15 protein-coding genes are annotated in these 16812 nt (G+C 68.6%); 7 read left to right on the forward strand and 8 right to left on the reverse strand.

Annotation, left to right across the window (positions count from 1 at the left end; all coding sequences use genetic code 11):
* Positions 1-75 precede the first annotated feature (75 nt).
* Positions 76-987, forward strand: coding sequence for a DMT family transporter (locus tag QM019_RS04895; protein WP_282852090.1), 912 nt, complete (start codon positions 76-78; stop codon positions 985-987).
* Here QM019_RS04895 and QM019_RS04900 read toward each other — a convergent pair.
* The 7 genes from QM019_RS04900 to QM019_RS04930 all read right to left on the reverse strand — a co-directional run bounded on the left by QM019_RS04900 (position 984) and on the right by QM019_RS04930 (position 10594).
* A complete protein-coding gene (locus tag QM019_RS04900) occupies positions 984-3026 on the reverse strand; it encodes a D-alanyl-D-alanine carboxypeptidase (protein ID WP_282852091.1) in 2043 nt (680 codons plus the stop codon). The genes QM019_RS04895 and QM019_RS04900 overlap by 4 nt on opposite strands.
* Positions 3023-3856, reverse strand: a complete 834-nt coding sequence (locus tag QM019_RS04905; protein WP_282852092.1) for a serine hydrolase — start codon at positions 3854-3856, stop codon at positions 3023-3025. The genes QM019_RS04900 and QM019_RS04905 overlap by 4 nt, the downstream gene beginning before the upstream one ends.
* A gap of 3 nt (positions 3857-3859) precedes the next feature.
* Positions 3860-5518 (reverse strand): ATP-binding cassette domain-containing protein, encoded by a 1659-nt coding sequence (locus QM019_RS04910; protein ID WP_282852093.1) that lies wholly within the window; start codon positions 5516-5518, stop codon positions 3860-3862.
* Positions 5518-6426 carry an ABC transporter permease gene (locus tag QM019_RS04915; RefSeq protein ID WP_206427730.1) on the reverse strand — a complete coding sequence of 303 codons (909 nt, stop codon included), beginning with the start codon at positions 6424-6426 and terminating at the stop codon, positions 5518-5520. The genes QM019_RS04910 and QM019_RS04915 overlap by 1 nt, the downstream gene beginning before the upstream one ends.
* Positions 6423-7466: an ABC transporter permease gene (locus QM019_RS04920; RefSeq protein ID WP_282852094.1), complete on the reverse strand. Its 1044-nt coding sequence runs from the start codon at positions 7464-7466 to the stop codon at positions 6423-6425. The genes QM019_RS04915 and QM019_RS04920 overlap by 4 nt, the downstream gene beginning before the upstream one ends.
* 20 nt (positions 7467-7486) lie before the next feature.
* Positions 7487-9172: an ABC transporter substrate-binding protein gene (locus QM019_RS04925; protein ID WP_282852096.1), complete on the reverse strand. Its 1686-nt coding sequence runs from the start codon at positions 9170-9172 to the stop codon at positions 7487-7489.
* A 348-nt stretch (positions 9173-9520) separates the two neighbouring features.
* Entirely contained in the window at positions 9521-10594 is a 1074-nt protein-coding gene (locus tag QM019_RS04930; RefSeq protein WP_282852097.1) for a M20/M25/M40 family metallo-hydrolase, read from the reverse strand.
* Positions 10595-10683: 89 nt separating this feature from the next.
* Between QM019_RS04930 and QM019_RS04935 the strand changes: the two genes are divergently transcribed.
* From QM019_RS04935 to QM019_RS04960, 6 genes are read left to right on the forward strand one after another with little or no spacing between them, the layout of a single operon-like run.
* Entirely contained in the window at positions 10684-11442 is a 759-nt protein-coding gene (locus QM019_RS04935; protein WP_282852098.1) for a GNAT family N-acetyltransferase, read from the forward strand.
* Positions 11439-12110: a MurR/RpiR family transcriptional regulator gene (locus QM019_RS04940; RefSeq protein ID WP_282852099.1), complete on the forward strand. Its 672-nt coding sequence runs from the start codon at positions 11439-11441 to the stop codon at positions 12108-12110. Before QM019_RS04935 ends, QM019_RS04940 begins: the two co-directional genes overlap by 4 nt.
* Entirely contained in the window at positions 12100-13242 is a 1143-nt protein-coding gene (menC, locus tag QM019_RS04945; protein ID WP_282852100.1) for an o-succinylbenzoate synthase, read from the forward strand. The genes QM019_RS04940 and menC overlap by 11 nt, the downstream gene beginning before the upstream one ends.
* Complete coding sequence (locus QM019_RS04950) at positions 13239-14243, forward strand: dipeptidase (RefSeq protein WP_282852101.1); 1005 nt, start codon at positions 13239-13241, stop codon at positions 14241-14243. Before menC ends, QM019_RS04950 begins: the two co-directional genes overlap by 4 nt.
* The gene (locus QM019_RS04955; protein ID WP_282852102.1) at positions 14240-14956 is read left to right on the forward strand and encodes a type 1 glutamine amidotransferase; all 717 of its coding nucleotides are present in this window, start codon (positions 14240-14242) and stop codon (positions 14954-14956) included. Before QM019_RS04950 ends, QM019_RS04955 begins: the two co-directional genes overlap by 4 nt.
* Positions 14953-16224 (forward strand): NAD(P)/FAD-dependent oxidoreductase, encoded by a 1272-nt coding sequence (locus QM019_RS04960; protein WP_282852103.1) that lies wholly within the window; start codon positions 14953-14955, stop codon positions 16222-16224. Before QM019_RS04955 ends, QM019_RS04960 begins: the two co-directional genes overlap by 4 nt.
* Here QM019_RS04960 and QM019_RS04965 read toward each other — a convergent pair.
* A complete protein-coding gene (locus tag QM019_RS04965) occupies positions 16221-16736 on the reverse strand; it encodes a VOC family protein (RefSeq protein WP_282852104.1) in 516 nt (171 codons plus the stop codon). The genes QM019_RS04960 and QM019_RS04965 overlap by 4 nt on opposite strands.
* Positions 16737-16812: the final 76 nt, after the last annotated feature.

Below are 16812 nucleotides of genomic sequence, written 5' to 3' on the forward strand. Positions count from 1 at the left end.
CCATTCTTCACGGACGCACCCGAAGAGTAGGCTCACACAGTGAGCGAATTGACAACCCCGCGAAGAATCGTGTTCATGTTGACCGCTGTGGTTGTTGGAATCTGCAGTGCGACCCAGGCTCGCGTCAACGGCTCGCTCGGCGCCTCGGTCGCTTCGGGCGTGCACGCCGCGACGATTTCGTTCCTCGTCGGCCTCGTCGTACTCATCCTCATCACCCTGTGCGTGCCGAGCGCACGCCGGGGTCTCTTCGCGGTGGTCAAGGCCGTGCGTACCCGCAAGCTGCCGTGGTACGGCCTGGGCGGTGGCGTGCTCGGCGCGGTGTTCGTGCTCGCGCAGGGTGTCTCGGTGCCGACGCTTGGCGTCGCGATGTTCATGACCTCGATGGTGCTTGGGCAGCTACTCGGCTCGCTGCTCGTCGATGCCACCGGGTTTCTTGGTGCCCCGAAACGCGGCATCTCGCTGTTCCGCGTGCTCGGCGCGATCCTGACCGCCATCGCGGTCGTCGCGATCGGCCTCGGCACCGAGCTCACGGCCGCGAAGATTCCGCTGCTCGTGCTCGGCGTCTTCGCCGGTGCCTGCATCTCGCTGCAGATGGCCGTCACCGGCCTCGTCAATGCGCACTCGCGCGAGGCCGTCGCGCCCGGCCTCGTGAACTTCTTCGTCGGCACCGTCGTGCTCGCGATCGCCGCCGTCATCGCCCAGTCGGTGGGCTGGGTGCGACTCGCTCCGCTGCCGGGCGCCGACGAGTGGTACCTCTACGTCGGCGGCGCGCTTGGCGTGCTCTACCTCATCGTCGTCGCCGCAGTCGTGCGGCACCTCGGCGTCTTCCTGCTCACGCTCTCGGTCGTCGCGGGCCAGCTCATCGGCGCCCTGCTGTTTGACCTCGCGGCCGGCCATGTCAGCATCCTCGTGCTGATCGGCGTGCCCCTCGCGTTCCTCGGTATCGTAGTGGCCAACCTGCGCACGGTGCGCCGCCCCGGCAACTAGCCGAGCGCATCCCCGTCGAGGTGCAGCCGCGTGACGAGATCGTCGACCGCCTGCCGCGTGGACGGTTCGACCGGCACTTCGAGGTCGCAGCCGAACACCGCGAACACGAGCTCGCGCCCGCCGACGGTGCGCACCACGCCAGCGAGCGAGTGCACTGAGTTGATGTAGCCGGTCTTCGCCGCCACGGCGTCGCCGACCACCCGGTCCGCGCCAACGAAGCGGTTCGCCGACATGGTGCTGCCCGTGCGCATGAGCCGCTCGAACATGAGCCCGGCGGGCCCGTCGCCGCGGTGGCCGCGTCGCATCAACTCGGCGATTGTGCGCGGAGTCACGCGGTTTTCGTCGCTGAGGCCCGAGCCGTCGACGATGTTTGCCGAAGTGACGTCGAGCCCGAGCTCGGCTGCCACGGCGGTGAGCTCGCGGTGCACCGAGGCGAACGAGGCGTCGCCACCGCGCGCGATGGCGACGAGCTTGCCGAGCGCCTCCGAGAGCGCGTTGTCGCTCGAGCGCAGAATCTCGCGCACGAGCTGCTCGACCGGCGCCGACTCGACCCGCGCGAGTTCCTCGCCGGCGAAGCGTTCGTCGGTCCCGGCGCGGCGCACTTCGGGCCCGCCGAGCAGCGCCGAAAAATGTTTGCCGAGCCGCGCGACTGGATTGTCGGTGCGCGGGCTGTCGTCGAGCACCGGGTCGTCGCGGTCACCGTCAACCTGCAGTGCCGAGATGAAGGGGATGTAGCCCTCGGGCGCGCGCCCCTCGGTATCCCACGAGGGGTGCCACTCGGCGCCCGCGAACAGGCGGTCGTCGAGCACGACTCGTGTCACCTCGCCGACGCGCTCGCGCACCTGTGCCGCGAGTTCGTCGAGGTGGGCGGGGTGAGGGTAGAACGTGGGCTCGCCGCTCGGTACCCGACTCAGGGTGACGTCGCCGCCGCCGACGAGCACGATCTCGCCGGGCTCGGCGCCCGCGAGCACGCGAGTGGGGATGCGGTGCTCGGGCCCGAGCACGCGCAGCGCCGCGGCACCCGTGAGGGTCTTCATCACACTCGCGGTCGGCGTGGGCTCGTCGGGCTTGCGCGCGAGAAGTTCCTCGCCCGAGGCGGCGTCGAGCACGAGGTAGCGCGCATCCCGCAGCCGAGCGTCGCCCGCGGCAGCCTGGATGCGCTCGAGCGAGGGCGCAGCGGTGGGCGGGGCGAGTGGCGTGCGCGCGTGGAGTTCGCGGCGCTTGGGTCGCGGGTCGACCCAGCCGAGGGCGTCGCCGATGAGCAGGCCGATCTCGGCCATCGTCTCGAGCACGGGCCCGCGTGCATCCTCGCCGCGATCCCACTGCGCGAGCGCCGCGAAGGCGATGCGGCGGGTTGGTGTCATGACGACGCCGATGTCGGCGCGCACGGTCGAGACGGTGCCGGTCTTGTTCCAGAACCACACGCCGTTGTCGAAGGTGTTGTGGTCGGGGCCGTCGAGGTCGAACACCGAGCCGACCATTGAGAGGTCCATGCCTGCGCCGAACCAGCCGCGCAGCACATCCGCCGACGCGGGCGAGAGGTCGTCGCCCCGCTGCACCCGCTCGACGAAGTCGACCAGCTCGCTCGCGTTGCCCTCCGACAGCCGTGGCGGCATGCCCGGCGGAATCGGCCAGCGAATGATGTCGTTGAGCCGCGAGTGCTCGTAGCCGAGCGCTCGGGTGTGCTCGGTCACCGCGTCCAGCCCCACGACCCGCGCGAGCGTGTTCGTCGCGGAGTTGTCGCTTACCGCGCCGATGAACGCACCGAGGTCGTAGAGCGAGAACGTCGGCTGCTGCAGTAGCTGCCAGATGCCCGAGCCGCCAATCAGCTCGCTCGGTCGGCGAGCGACCACCTCGTCGAGCGAGCGCGTGCCCTCGTCGACCTCGCGCAGCAGCCGGTGCAGCAGAAACACCTTGCCGATGCTCGCGGTGCTGAGTACGCGGTCGGGCCTGTGGCTGAGCAGCTCCTCACCCGTGTCGATGTCGCGTACGAGCACCGACCAGCGGCAGCCGTAGTCGTTCGGGAACTCGATGGTCATGCGTCGCCCTCCTCGTCGCGCGCGAGGCCGGTTACGTGGCGGCGAATCTGCTCGCCGAGCTCGCGCATGGTGTCAATGGTCGAGGCCCGCTTGTCGCCGACAGCCCAGTTCGCGCCGACCGCGTAGGCCACGCCCGCGCGCGGCCCGCGCAGCACGCCGACGTCGATGCGGGCGGTCTCGATGCTGCCGGTCTTATGCCGCAGCACCATGCCTTGGTATTCGGGGCCGACGTGCGCGAGTGAATCGAGCAGCAGCGCGTCGGCGAGCATCGAGGTATCGGCGTCCGAGCCGAGCCAGTCGAGTACCTGCCGCGACACGTCGCGCGAGACGATCTCGCCGCGGTCGAGCCGACGCATGACGTCGGCGAGTTCGCGGGCGGTTCCGAACGATGGGGTCCACGGATGCTCGGGGCCGCGCTCGTCGCGGATGTAGTCGAGCAGCCCCGTGTCGCGCAGCCCGAGCTCGCCGGCGACGGCGCGCACGCGCTCGAGCCCGCAGAGGTGAATGAGCGCGTTCGTCGCGAGGTTGTCGCTGAACGCGGCGACGAGCAGGGCCGCGTCGGCGACGGTGACGTGCTGGTCGACGAAGCGGTAGAGGATGCCCGAGTCGGCGACGCGATGCGCCTCGGGAATCTCGGTGCGCGCATCCGCCCGCAGCGTGCCGTTGAACAGCCGCCGCGCGACCTCGACGAGCAGGAAAATCTTGCCGACGCTCGCGGTCTTGAGCTGCGCATCCGGCTCGTGCTCGAGCAGCACCTCGGCGCTGTCGAGTTCGACGATGCGGATGCTCCAGCGCACCTCGGGCCGCAGCGGCGGCATCGTGAACGTCACCGGCTACACCTCGTCGGCGATGGGGCGGATGCTCGGGGCGGCGTCGAGCAGCGTCTGCGTGTACTCGTGCTGCGGGTTGAGCAGCACCTGCTCGGTCGGCCCGTGTTCGACGATCTCGCCGTGGTACATCACGGCGACCGTGTCGGCGATGTTCCAGGCGAGCCCGAGGTCGTGGGTGATCACGAGCGCCGCGAGCCCGAGGCGCCGCCGCAACGAGAGCAGCAGGCCGAGGATCTCGCCGCGCACGGAGGCGTCGAGCGACGCGACCGGCTCGTCAGCGATGAGCATCTCGGGTCCGAGCGCGAGGGCGCCCGCGATGACGACGCGCTGGCGCTGCCCGCCCGAGAGCTCCTGAGGAATCGCGTTGAAGAACTGCTCGGGCGGCGAAAGCTCGGCGTCAATGAGGCTCTGGCGCACGCGCTCCATCTCGTCGCCGGCGAAGCGCTGGATGCGCAGGCCCTCGGCGACCGACTCGTAGACGCTCATCTTCGGGTTGAGCGCGGCAGAGGGGTCTTGCAGCACGAGCTGCACCTGGTTGTGGAACTCGCGCAGCGCCCGGCCACGCGTGGGTAGGGGTGCCCCGTTGAACTGGATGCTCGACCCGGCGTCGGCGGGCTGCAGCCCGATGAGCGTGCGGGCAAGCGACGACTTGCCCGAGCCCGATTGGCCGACAAGCGCGAGGATCTCACCGCGTCGCACCTGCAGGTCGACATCGCGCACGGCACGCACGAGCCGACCTCCGGAACGGTAGGTGACGCCGACGTTCTTCGCGTCGAGCAGCAGCGGCGCATCGTCGGCGACCCCCGCATCCGCCGGCTCGTCGGCATCGGCATGCCGGGTCACCGGCCGCAGGCGCGAGTTGGGGTCGCCGATGGTGGGGAAGGCGCTCGCGAGCTTGCGGGTATACGGCTCACGCGGCTCGAGGCAGATCTGCTGCGACGGGCCGACCTCAATGAGCTCGCCACCGCGCATCACCGCGATGCGCTCGCAGGCGGTCGCGAGCACCGAGAGATCGTGGCTGATCATGAGCAGCGAGATGCCGCGCTCAGCGACGAGGTTCGAGATCATCGTGAGGATCTGTTCCTGCACGATCACGTCGAGGGCCGTCGTCGGCTCGTCGGCGATGATGATGTCGGGCTCGCAGGCGAGCGCCATCGCGATCATGACGCGCTGCCGCTGCCCGCCCGAGAGCTCGTGTGGGTAGGACTGCGCGCGCTCGGCCGGCAGGTCGACGTCGGCGAGCAATTGGGCGACACGCTGCTTGCGCGCCGACTCGGTCTTCCACGAGTCGGAGAGGTGCAGCTCGAGTGCCTCGATGATTTGCTGGCCGACGGTGCGCACAGGGTTGAGCGAGTGCATCGCGCCCTGGAAGATGATCGATGCCTCTGCCCAGCGCAGTGCTCGCAGCTGGCCAAAGTTGAGGCCGGCGAGATCGGTGTCGCCAACGAGCACCCGGCCCGTGAGCTTCGAGGTCTTCGGCAGCAGCCGCAGCACGCTCATGACGAGCGTCGACTTGCCCGAGCCCGACTCGCCCGCGATGCCGAGGGTCGAGCCCGAGGGCAGCTCGAGCGTCACATTCTTCACGGCGTGCACCTCGCCGCGGTCGTTGCGGCCCGAGGTGCGGTAGACGATCGAGACGTCTTCAAACAGCAGGTCGGGCATCAGCGCTTCCTTAGCGTCGGGTTGAGGATGTTCTCTACGGCGCGGCCGATCAGCGTGAACGCGAGCACGACGAGCACGATCGCGAGGCCGGGGATGAGGATGTACCACCAGTAGCCGTTCGAGGCGCTGGATGCGTCGGTCGCGTTCTTGAGGATCGTGCCCCACGACTGCGTGAGCGGGTCGCCGAGGCCGAGGAACGCAAGGGTCGATTCGGCGATGATCGCCGAGCCGATCGTGAGGGTGGTGTTCGCGAGCACGAGCGGCAGCACGCCCGGTAGCAGGTGCTTCAGCATGAGGTGCCAGTGGCCGGCGCCGAGGGCGCGCGAGCGTTCGATGTAGTCGCGCGACTCGACTGCGAGGGTCTGGGCGCGCACGACGCGGGCGGTGCCGGCCCACGAGGTGAGGCCGATCGCGATGATGATCGTGAGCGTGCCGCGCTCAAGCACCGACGAGAGCACGATCGCGAGGATCAGCGAGGGCAGCACGAGGAAGAAGTCGATGATGCGCATCATCAGGCCGCCGAACCAGCCGCGGAAGTGGCCCGCGGCCATGCCGACGATCGTGCCGATGATCATCGACATCGCGGTTGCGGCGATGCCGACGGCGAGCGAGGAGCGTGCGCCCCAGACCATGCGCACCCAGAGCTCGCGGCCCTGGTTGTCGGTGCCGAGCAGGTGCTCGCCCGAAGGTGGCGCGAAGCGGTCGGGGGTGCCGATCTTCGTGACGTCGAGCATCCAGTCGGGCGCAATGATCGGCGCGATGAGGGCGATGGCGCCGACGATGACGAGGAACACGAAGCCAAACATGCCGGCCTTGTAGGCCGAGAAGTCGCGGCAGAACTGCGAGAACGATTTCCACTGTCGGGCCCGGGCCATCTGGCCGGGGGAGCGGGTTGCCGTGGTGGTCATGCGCGCCTCACTCGGGGGTCGAGCTGGCGGTAGATGAGGTCGGCCAGCAGATTCATGACGATGATGATGGCCGAGAACACGACGAAGGTGCCCTGCAGCAGCGGGAGGTCGGGGCCCTGGATGGCCTCGAAAGTGAGCTTGCCGAGACCGGGCCACGAGAAGACCGTTTCGACCGTCACGGCGCCAGCGATGAGGCCGCCGATGTGCATGAACACGAGCGTCACGGTGGGTAGCAGCGCGTTCGGCACGGCGTGGCGCTCGCGCACGAGGTCCTCGCGCAGTCCCTTTGCGCGAGCGGTCGTGAGGTAGTCGGCGTTCATCTCCTCGATGAGCGAGGAGCGCATGACCATGAGGTATTGGGCGAACACCACCGCGACCATCGTGAGCACCGGCAGCACCATGTGCGAGATGACGTCGAGCGTGAGCCCGAGCGGATCAGTGGGGGCCCCGGGCGAGCGCATGCCGCCGGTCGGGAACCAGCGCAGGGTACCGCCGAAGACCATGAGCATCAGCAGGCCGAGCCAGAAGGTCGGCACTGACCAGAACACGAGCGAGATGCCCGAGGCGATCTTGTCGAACGTGCCGCCGTGGCGCCAGGCCGCGCGCTGCCCGAGCCACAGACCGAGCACGATCGCGAGGATCGCGGCGGTGCCGGTGAGGAGGATCGTCGGCCAGAAGTACTGGCCGATGAGCTCCGACACCGGCCGGCGGTAGACGTAGCTCTCGCCGAAGTTGAGGGTGAAGACATTGCCAATGAAGTCGAAGAACTGCTGGAACAGCGGCTTGTTCAGGCCGTACTGCTCGCGCAGCGTCTCGATCTGCTCGGCTGACATGGGCCGCTCCCGGGCGATCTTGGCGACAGGGTCGCCCGGGAGCAGCTTAAAGGCAAAGAAGCCGAGCAGTACCACCATCACGAGGCTGATCGCCGCACCGCCAAGCTTGGCGCCGAGGTAGCGCCAGAACGAGGAATCGCGTTGCGGTTCCTCCGCCTGCGCGGTGGTTTGAATAGCGGATGTTGACGGTGGTACTGCATTCGACATGTCGGCTCGCTTCGGCGTTGTTACTCGATGTCCGCGGACTTCTTGCGGCGCGAGATCATCACCACGACGACGATCGCGGCAACCACCACGACACCGCCGATGACGATCCACAGGCCGGTCTGCGAACCGCCGCCCGAACCGCTCTCGCCCACCGGAGTCACGTCCATGAAGCCCCAGTAGCCGGACTGGTTCGCGATGATGCCGTTGTCGGTCGGCATCTTCGTGAAGTTCTCGAAGCGGTCCGAGCGGTAGGCCTCGAGCTGGTTCGGGTAGTAGAGCGCGACCTGCACCGAAGCGGTGTAGTTCATCGCGAGCATCTCGTGCACGAGCTCGACGCGAGCATCATGGTCGAGCTCGGTGCGCTGCTGCTCGTAGAGCGAGTCGAACTCCTCATCGCAGTAGCCGTCCTGCGTCGTGCCGCCGTTGCCCTCGGTGTCGGTGGGCAGGTTGGCGCAGGTGTTGATGCTGAGCTGGTAGTCGGGGTCGGGGCCGAGCGACCATCCAGAGAAGTACATGTCGTAGTTCCCCGCGGTGGTGTTCGCCGAGAGGGTGTCGCTGTCGGTGGCCTCAACCTTGAGGTCGATGCCGATGTCGGCCATCCACGGCTGAATGTACTCCGAGAGCGCCTGCTCGGTCGGGTCGGAACCGTCGATCTGCAGGGTCAGCGTGAGCTTTTCCCCGTCCTTTTCACGAATGCCGTCGGCGCCCTCGGTCCAGCCGGCCTCGTCAAGCTGCGTGCGCGCGGCCTCGGGGTCGAACTCCATGATCGAGGGGTCGTCCTCGGGCAGCATCCAGGTCTCGTAGCTCGCGGGCACGAAGCTCGTGGCGTGCACGCCCTGGCCGTCCATGACGTTGTCGAGCAATGCCTGGCTGTCGATGCCCTTGCGGATCGCCTGGCGCACCTCGACGTCGGCGAGCGCGGGGCTCGAGTTGCCGTAGGCCTCGCCGTCGCGGGTGACCTGCCCCGGGTTGATGGCGATGGACGTGTAGCGGCGGCCCTCGCCGGAGCTTGTCGTGATGCCTTCCTCGCCCTCAAGCGCGCTGAACTGCTGCGGCGTGAGGCCCGAGATGAAGTCGATGTCACCGGCGCGCAGCGCCTGGATCGACGCATCGCTGTCGGTGTAGTAGACGTACTGGAGCTTATCGATGCTCGGGGCGCCGCGCCAGAAGTCAGGGTTCGCCTTGAGCACGAAGCCCTCGTTCGCGGAGTAGCTCTCGAGGATGTACGGGCCCGAGCCGACTACGTCGCTGTCGTTCGCGTACTCCGACGGGTTGTCGATCTCGCTCCAGACGTGCTCCGGCACGACCGGGATCTCCTGGCCGGGCACGGGCGCTTGCGGCTCGTTGAGGTTGATGATCAGGGTCGTGTCGTCGGGGGCCTCAACCGATTCGAAGTTGCTCACGAGGCTGCCGTTGGCGGTGCCCATGAGGTCGTCGTTCATCATCTGGTCGTAGGTCCACTTGACGTCCTCGGCCGTGATCGGCTCCCCGTCGGACCAGGTCATGCCTTCGCGGATCTTGTAGACCCAGCGAGCGCCGTCCTCCTCGGTCTCCCACGATTCGGCGAGGCCACCGGTCGGTGAGCCGTCTTCGGCGCTGTACTGCACGAGGTTCTCGTACATGTACCGCAGCGCGTTGGTCGGCGTGAGGTAGATCGAGGTGAATGGATTGAATGAGTCGATGAAACCCGAGGTAGCCAGGCGCATGGTGGTGGCGCTGACCGCTGACTCGGACGGCGATGCCACAACGGGCCCCGCGGGCGACAGCGAGAGTCCGACTGCAGCAGCGGTTAACGCGGCCGCGGTGCGAAACGCCAGAGGTCGAATTTTGGTTCGCAACGTGGATCCTTTCAGCCGCGAGTTCATCTTTGACCCGCGGTTGCACTTGATTATTACCGGGAGATTTCCAGCGGTCAATAGATCCGTTACGTATCCTGAACCCAAATGCGATTGGAATCCGCGAGATGCTCGCGATTTCCCATATTCATGCGCGCTCATTGATGCAGGATGCGTAACGCATCTTGGCACGTGCTGTCGCGGAACCGCGGGTGGGAATCACCGAATTTGCAGGAATTGCTGCAATTGAACGATTCGCTCGTTGAGGGATGCGAGGCTCGCGTGCTCGGTGGTGGCGTGAGCGCCGGCGCCGCGCGGTCCGAGCCCGTCGACTGTCGGGATGCCTGCCGCGCCGAGGAAGTTCGTGTCGCCGCCGCCGGCGGCGGGGCGCCCCGCAAGGCCGAGTTCACGGGCGAGCGCCTCGTCGCCGGGGCTCGGCTGCCAGGTTGGGCGCTGGCTGAGGCGAGTGACGCGCAGGGTCGCGCCGGGGCGGATGGGCGCGAGCGCGGCGAGGTGGTCGAGCACCCGCGCCTCCGACTCGGCATCGGCGAAGCGGAGCCCGAGCTCCGCGTGTGCCGCATCGGGGATCACGTTTGCGCGCCCGCCGCCGTGCACCGTGCCCACATTGCAGAGCACGGGGCTCGAGAGGCCCGGGTCGCTCGTGATGGCGCGCACGCGCAACAGCTGGTCGATGAGCTCGTCGATGGCCGAGACGCCGGCCTCGGGGTCGAGGGCGGCATGGGATGCGCGGCCGGTGACCTCGAGGCGCAACCGGCAGCTGCCGCGGCGCCCAATCTTCAGAGCGCCGTCGGGGTGCGGTGACTCGAAGCCGATGGCCGCGGACGCGCCCTCGGCGCAGCGGAGCACGAAGTCGCGCGAGTTCGGCGACCCGACCTCCTCATCGCACACGAGGGCGATGCGCACGGCCCGATGCGGCAGTCCGTGCAGGGCGCGCAGCGCGTGCACCATGACGACAATGCCCGACTTCATGTCGAAGACGCCGGGGCCGTGCACGACGTCGCCGTCGACTCGCCACGGCACCTCGCCCGCGAGCGTGCCGACGGGCCATACGGTGTCGAGGTGGCCGACCAGGAGTACCGGGGCGCCCTCGCCTGCGAGCTCGGCGCGCAGGTTCGTACCCGCCGGGGTTACCTCCGTCGCGACGGTGGCGCCGCAGGACTCGAACTCGACGGCGAGCAGTTCGGCCAGCCGCGCGCTCGCGGCGGTGTCGTTCGACGGTGATTCGATGTGCACGAGGCGATGCAGCAGTGCTAAGGGTTCGGAATCACGCATGTTAGGAAACGTATCCTTCCCTTGTGAGCGACGCAATGGCGCTATATGCTCACGATCAACTCTGCACGACGGGGAACTATAGGAGACGTATGATGGCGCATCAGTCGTCACTCGTGGGGCGGCGCCTGGCTGGTGCCGACGAGTTGCACGAGGCCGCCGAGCTCTACACCCGGGTGTTTCGGTACGAGCCAAAGCGGGTCAACCTGAATCCCCTTCTTGTGCAGGCGATGATTCGCAACGGTGGCTCGGCCGTCGGCGTCTACGACGATGACCGCATCGTTGGCTTTGCCTATGGCTTCGCGGGGCGCGACCGCGATCGCGTCGACTTTCACTACTCGCAGGCGGCCGTCGTGGCGCCCGAATACCAGGGCCGCGGCATCGGGCGCCGGCTCAAGCTGCTGCAGCGTGATGTCGCGCTCGAGTGGGGGCACGAGCGGATGCGCTGGGCCTTCGACCCGCTCGTCGCGCGCAACGGCCACTTCAACCTCAACACCCTCGGTGCGGTCGGGCTCGGCTTTCACCCCGACTACTACGACCGGGCCGACACCGACCGCGTCATGGTCGAGTGGGACCTCACGGGTTCGACGGCGCGTGAGGCCAGCGCGGCCCCGGTGCTGACGACCGTGGACTGGGGTGCGATCGTCCGCGACGACGAGCGCGCCTGGATCGGCGTGCCGCGCCATACGCCGCCGCTGGGCTCGACCGAACGCGAGCGAGTCGCCAGCCGGGTGTGCGCATCCCTCGACGGACTGCTGCGGGCCGGCAATGTGCTCGTGGATTGCCTCGTGGTCTCCGAAGACACCTCGGTGTACCTCGCGGTGCCGCGAGAACCAGGAGGCCGGGCATGAGCGAAGAAGACCTCAACCGCAGCCTCGTCTCGCCACGCGACCGCTTCGGCAATCGCGTGCGCAAGAACCTGAGCGCCGCGACGATGCAGGAGCGCGTCGTCACGAGCGACACCCGCGCCCTCGCGGACACCTACGCGCGCCTCGACGAGAGCGGGGCGGCGCAGCAGGCCGCTGCCGTCGTGCTCGGCGCGCGGCGGCGCTTCATTGCAGGCGAGGGCAAAAGCGCTGCCTACGCGCTGCTGCTCGCGACCGACCTCTCGGCGACACTTTCGAACATCCACCTCATCGAGGGCCGCGCGCTCACCCCGATCGTGGCGCTCACCGATGTGCGCGAGACCGACGTGCTCATCGTCTTCGCGATGCGCCGCTACAGCGCCGAAGTGATCCGGCTCGGGCGACTCTTCCACGAGGCCGGGGGCCAGCTCATCTGCATCACCGACAGTGAGTCGGCGCCGCTCGTCGACCTCGCGAACGTCGTGATCATCGTCGATACCGGCTCTGCCTCGTACGCCGACAGCCCCACGCCGGTCGTCGCCGTGGCGCACCTGCTCAGCACGCTCATCTCGGCGAGCGCGAAGGGGGCCCGCCGTCGGCTCACCGAGCGCGACCGGCTGGCCCAGGAGCTCGGGCTCTACGAGCCCGATGAGGAGGCGCTCAGTGAGAATTGACCGCATCCGCCTCTTTGAGGTGTCGCTGCCGCTGCGCCGCAGCTTTGAGACGAGTTCGCACCGGAAGAGCGCGATCACGCACGCGCTCGTCGAAGCCACGAGCGCCGACGGTGCGGTTGGCTGGGGCGAGATCGCGACGCCGCAGGACCCCTTCTTTGGCGCTGAGACGACCGGCACTGCCTGGCTCGTCGCCCCCGAGTTTCTCGCGCCCGCCGTGCTCGACCGCGAGTGGGCGCACCCCGAGGAGCTCGAGGCGGCGTGGGCGAAGGTGCGTGGCCACGAGTTTGCGAAGGCTGGCTTCGTTGGCGCCGCGTGGGATCTATTCGCGCAGTACCAGGGCCGCTCACTCGCCTCGGTGCTCGGCGGCACCCGCGAGGTCGTGCAGGCCGGCGTCTCGCTCGGCATCGAACCGTCGATCGACGCCCTGCTCGAGCAGGTGCAGCGGCAGCTCGACGCCGGGTACTCGCGCGTCAAGCTGAAGATCGCGCCCGGCTGGGATTTGGAGCCGGTCACGGCGGTGCGGGCCGCGCATCCGCACCTCGACCTCCACGTCGACGCGAACGGCGCGTACGACTGGAGCGATGAGGTTGCCGAGTTGTTCGAACGGCTCGATGCGAGCGCGCTCACGATGATCGAGCAGCCCTTCGGCGTGCGCGATTTTCTCGCGCATCAGCAGCTACAGCGGCGCATCGCCACGCCGATCTGCCTCGACGAGTCGGTCGTGCAGCTCGACGACCTTGAGACGATGGTCCGGCTCGACGCCGGGCGCATCCTCAACGTCAAGGTGTCGCGGATGGGCGGGCTCACGCAGGCGCGCCGCGCGCATGACCGCGCGAGCGAGCTCGGCGTGCCGGTGTGGTGCGGCGGGATGCACGAGTTCGGCATCGGTCGCGCCGCGAACGTCGCCGTGTCGTCGCTGCCGAACTTCTCTCTGCCCTCTGATGTTTCGGGCAGCGACAAGTACTACGAAGAAGACATCATCCAACCAACGGTCGCCGCGCACGGCGGCACCGTCGCGGTGCCGAACGTGCCCGGCCTCGGCTACGAGGTGCGGGCCGATCGCATCACCGAACTGGCCAACCGAGTGTGGGACTCCGCCGCCGCGCGGGTTCCGGAAGCAGAGGAAGTATGAGCCCGAAATACCAGGTCATTGACGGTCACAACGACTTCGCGTGGGAGTGCCGCAAGCAGTTCGCGTACTCGACCGAGCCGTTCGGGGGACCGATTGCGACGACGCAGACTGACTATCCGCGGCTGCAGGCGGGCGGCGTCGCGGGCCAGTTCTGGTCGGTGTGGGTGAACCCCGACAAGGTCTCCGGGGCCGAGCAGGTTGTCGCGACGCTTGAGCAGATCGATTTCGTGCGCCGGCTCATTCACGACTACCCCGACCGTCTCGCGTTCACGCCGACCGCTGCCGAGGCGCGCGCCGCTATTGCCGAGGGCAAGATTGCCTCGCTGCTCGGCGTCGAGGGCGGCGCGCAGATTCACGGCTCGCTCGCGGTGCTGCGCAACTATGCGCGGCTCGGCGCGCGGTACATGACGCTGACGTGGTCGCGCACCATTGATTGGGCCGACTCGGCGACCGACGAGGCGCGCCACGGCGGCCTCACCGACTTTGGCCGCGAGGTGGTGCGCGAGATGAACCGCATCGGCATGCTCGTCGACCTCTCGCACGTCGCGCCGTCGACGATGCGGGCTGCGCTCGAGGTGACGCAGCGTCCGCCGATGGTGAGCCACTCGGGCGCGATTGGCATCAACGACCACCCGCGGAACGTGCCCGACGACGTGCTCGCCGAGATTGGCGCGCGCGACGGGGTTGCGATGGTGACGTTTGTGCCCTCGTTCCTTACTACCGAGGAGCCGGTGACGGTGAAGCACGCCGCCGACCACGTCGACCATTTTCGCGAGGTGGCGGGCGTGCACGCCGTCGGCCTCGGCGGCGACTTCGACGGCTCGGCCGATATGCCCGTCGGGCTTGAGGATGTGGGCGGCTACCCGGCGCTGTTCGAGGAGCTTGAGACTCGGGGCTGGAGCGAGCAGGAGCTGCGGGGCCTCGGCACCGAGAACGTGCTGCGGGTGCTCGAGGCATCCGACGACGACTACCGGGCCTTTATCTCGGAGGTTGGACGATGACCCCGAAGGTGCTGGTGGTGACGAACTCGTCGCAGTCGGGGCCGCGCCGCCTCGGCGAATGGCTCGCCGAGGCGGGGCTCGAGGTTGATGAGCGCATCGGCGAGGAGGGACTGCCGGACGAGCTCGACGGGTACGACGGCCTGGTGCTGCTCGGCGGCGGCCTTATGCCCGATGCCGACGACGAGGCGCCGTGGCTGCCGACTGAGCGCGCGCTCACCGCATCCGCTCTCGAGCGCGGGGTGCCGACGCTCGGCATCTGCCTCGGGGGCCAGGTCATCGCGAAGGTGGCGGGCGGCGAGGTGCGCGCCGAGTACGGCACGCCCGAGAGCGGCGCCGTGCTCATCGAGACGACGCCCGAGGGCCGCGAGGACCCGGTGCTCGGCGTGCTCGGCGAGGGCGCGCACATGATTGAGAACCACGTCGACCAGATCACCCAGTTACCGCCGACCGCGGTGCATCTTGCCGCATCCGCCGACGTTGCGAACCAGGCGTTTCGGGTCGGGCCGCGCATGTGGGGCCTGCAGTTTCACCCCGAGGTCGGCGCCGAGCGCGTCGCGAAGTGGGACGAGTCGGCGCTCGGCCGCAAGGGCTTCGATAAGGCCGCGCTCGCGGCGGCCGCGATGGCCGTGAACGATGAGAACACCGAGGCGTCGCGCAAGCTCGCGCTCGCGTTCGCGCAGCAGGTACTCGAGTTCGCGGGGGTGGAGCGATGACGAAGCACGTGGTGGTTGTCGGAGGTGGGCTCATTGGGCTCTGCACGAGCTACTGGCTGTTGCGGGCCGGGCATCGCGTCACGATCGTTGAGCGCAGCCACCTCGGCGCTGGCGCGGCGACCGGCAATGCGGGCGAGCTGACGCCCCAGATGGTCGCGCCGCTCGCCTCGAGCAACACGGCGCGCGACATCGTCTCGGGATTGTTCTCGACGAGCTCGTACCTCTCTATTTCGCCGCTCAAGCTGCCGCAGCTTGCGGGCTTCGGCCTCGGATTCCTCGCCTCGTCGCTGCCGCAGCAGCGAGCGAAGGGCGACGCCGCGCTCGCGCAGTTCCTGCCGCACATGCTGCCGAGCCTCGAGGCGATGGCTGCCGATGGGGTCGACACCTCGGGTGGCGGCTCCGGCTACCTCATGACCGCGCGCGACGAGCCGACGCTGCTTGCGGCGCATGCGCTCTACGCCGACCGCGCCGCGCGGGGCTGGGCCGAGGCACCGGGCGAGCCGCTCTCGGGCGCCGCGCTGCGGGCCGCCGAGCCCGCGCTCACCCCAGAGACCGAGTACGGCTTCATGCTGCCGGGCGAGTTTTCGCTTGACCCGGTGACGTTCGTGGCCAGTCTGATCGCGCGGGTCGAGGCGCTCGGTGCCGAGGTGCGCACGGGCCTCGAGGCCGTACGGCTCGGCTCGGGTGCATCCGTCGTCTGCCGAGATGAGGATGCGCGCGAGGTTGAGGTGCGCGGCGATCGTGTCGTGCTCGCCTCGGGTGCCTGGACCACTGGCCTGCTCCGCCGCTCGGGAATCTTCTGCGCCGCATCCGTCACCGCGGGCAAGGGTTATAGCTTCACGGTGCCGGTCGAGCAGATGCCGGCGACGCTCGTGCACTCGATGGACCTGCACTGCGTCGCGATTCCGATGCACGGCCGCCTGCGGATCGTCGGCATGATGGAGTTCGACGGCATGCCCGAGCGCACGAATGCCGACCGCTTCGACGTGCTCGCCGGCTTCGCGTCGCAGGTGATCGCGGGCGCCGACTGGGAGGCGCGCACCGACGAGTGGATGGGCCCGCGCCCGATGACCTCCGACGGCCTGCCGCTGCTCGGTCGGCTACCGGGCCGCGACGAGGTGATCGTCGCGGCGGGCCACAACATGCACGGGCTGTCGCTCGGGCCGCTGACGGGGCAGATCGTCACCGACCTGGTGGATGGCCGCGAGCCCGGTGTCGAGGGGTGGCGGTTTGATCTGGGGCCGTTCGCGGTGCGGCGGCTGCTCTAGCCGGCCGGGTGCCAGAGCCTGGCCGCGGCGTCGCGCTCGTAGGCCTTGCCGCCGGGGAAGCTGACGAGTTCAAACTGCATGCCCCATGGGCTGCGGAAATAGACCCAGCGCTGCCCGGCGGCGGCCTCGGCGCTCGCGACGGGCTCGCCCATCACCTCGATGCCCTCTGCGCGCAAGTAGGCCACCGCGGCGTCGAGCTCGTCGACGTAGATCGCGAGGTGGTGGCCGCCGATGTCGCTGTTGCTCGGCTGCGGGCGCTGGCCATCGGCGGCGTCGTACTTGAACAGTTCGATGTTGCTGCCGTTGCCGAGGCGAATGAAGCGGATCTCCTCGATCACCGTGCGCGGGTGCACGCCGATCTGCCGCAGCATCCAGTCGTCGTCGGCGCGCTTGCCGCCGAGCGTGTAAATGAGCGTGCCGCCGAGGACGCGGACGAAGAAATCCTCGGCCTCGTCGAGATCGGGCACGGTGATGCCGATGTGGTCGGTGCCGTGCATGCCAGGAAGCGCCATTGGTAGTCCTTTCTGGATCCAACTCTAGCGAGATTGGCGGCAATAGGGCGGAAAATCGCGGAATTATCTGGATATT

The organism is Gulosibacter sediminis (assembly GCF_030011715.1).
Taxonomy (GTDB): Bacteria; Actinomycetota; Actinomycetes; order Actinomycetales; family Microbacteriaceae; genus Gulosibacter; species Gulosibacter sediminis.

Bases quoted from the DNA above. Each gene is read 5' to 3' on its own strand.
- QM019_RS04965 (WP_282852104.1), bottom strand. From the start codon at position 16,736: ATGGCGCTTCCTGGCATGCACGGCACCGACCACATCGGCATCACCGTG.
- QM019_RS04930 (WP_282852097.1), bottom strand. From the start codon at position 10,594: ATGCGTGATTCCGAACCCTTAGCACTGCTGCATCGCCTCGTGCACATC.
- QM019_RS04960 (WP_282852103.1), top strand. From the start codon at position 14,953: ATGACGAAGCACGTGGTGGTTGTCGGAGGTGGGCTCATTGGGCTCTGC.
- QM019_RS04955 (WP_282852102.1), top strand. From the start codon at position 14,240: ATGACCCCGAAGGTGCTGGTGGTGACGAACTCGTCGCAGTCGGGGCCG.
- QM019_RS04895 (WP_282852090.1), top strand. From the start codon at position 76: ATGTTGACCGCTGTGGTTGTTGGAATCTGCAGTGCGACCCAGGCTCGC.
- QM019_RS04925 (WP_282852096.1), bottom strand. From the start codon at position 9,172: ATGCGCCTGGCTACCTCGGGTTTCATCGACTCATTCAATCCATTCACC.
- QM019_RS04900 (WP_282852091.1), bottom strand. From the start codon at position 3,026: ATGACCATCGAGTTCCCGAACGACTACGGCTGCCGCTGGTCGGTGCTC.
- QM019_RS04920 (WP_282852094.1), bottom strand. From the start codon at position 7,466: ATGTCGAATGCAGTACCACCGTCAACATCCGCTATTCAAACCACCGCG.
- QM019_RS04935 (WP_282852098.1), top strand. From the start codon at position 10,684: ATGATGGCGCATCAGTCGTCACTCGTGGGGCGGCGCCTGGCTGGTGCC.
- QM019_RS04915 (WP_206427730.1), bottom strand. From the start codon at position 6,426: ATGACCACCACGGCAACCCGCTCCCCCGGCCAGATGGCCCGGGCCCGA.
- QM019_RS04910 (WP_282852093.1), bottom strand. From the start codon at position 5,518: ATGCCCGACCTGCTGTTTGAAGACGTCTCGATCGTCTACCGCACCTCG.
- QM019_RS04940 (WP_282852099.1), top strand. From the start codon at position 11,439: ATGAGCGAAGAAGACCTCAACCGCAGCCTCGTCTCGCCACGCGACCGC.
- QM019_RS04950 (WP_282852101.1), top strand. From the start codon at position 13,239: ATGAGCCCGAAATACCAGGTCATTGACGGTCACAACGACTTCGCGTGG.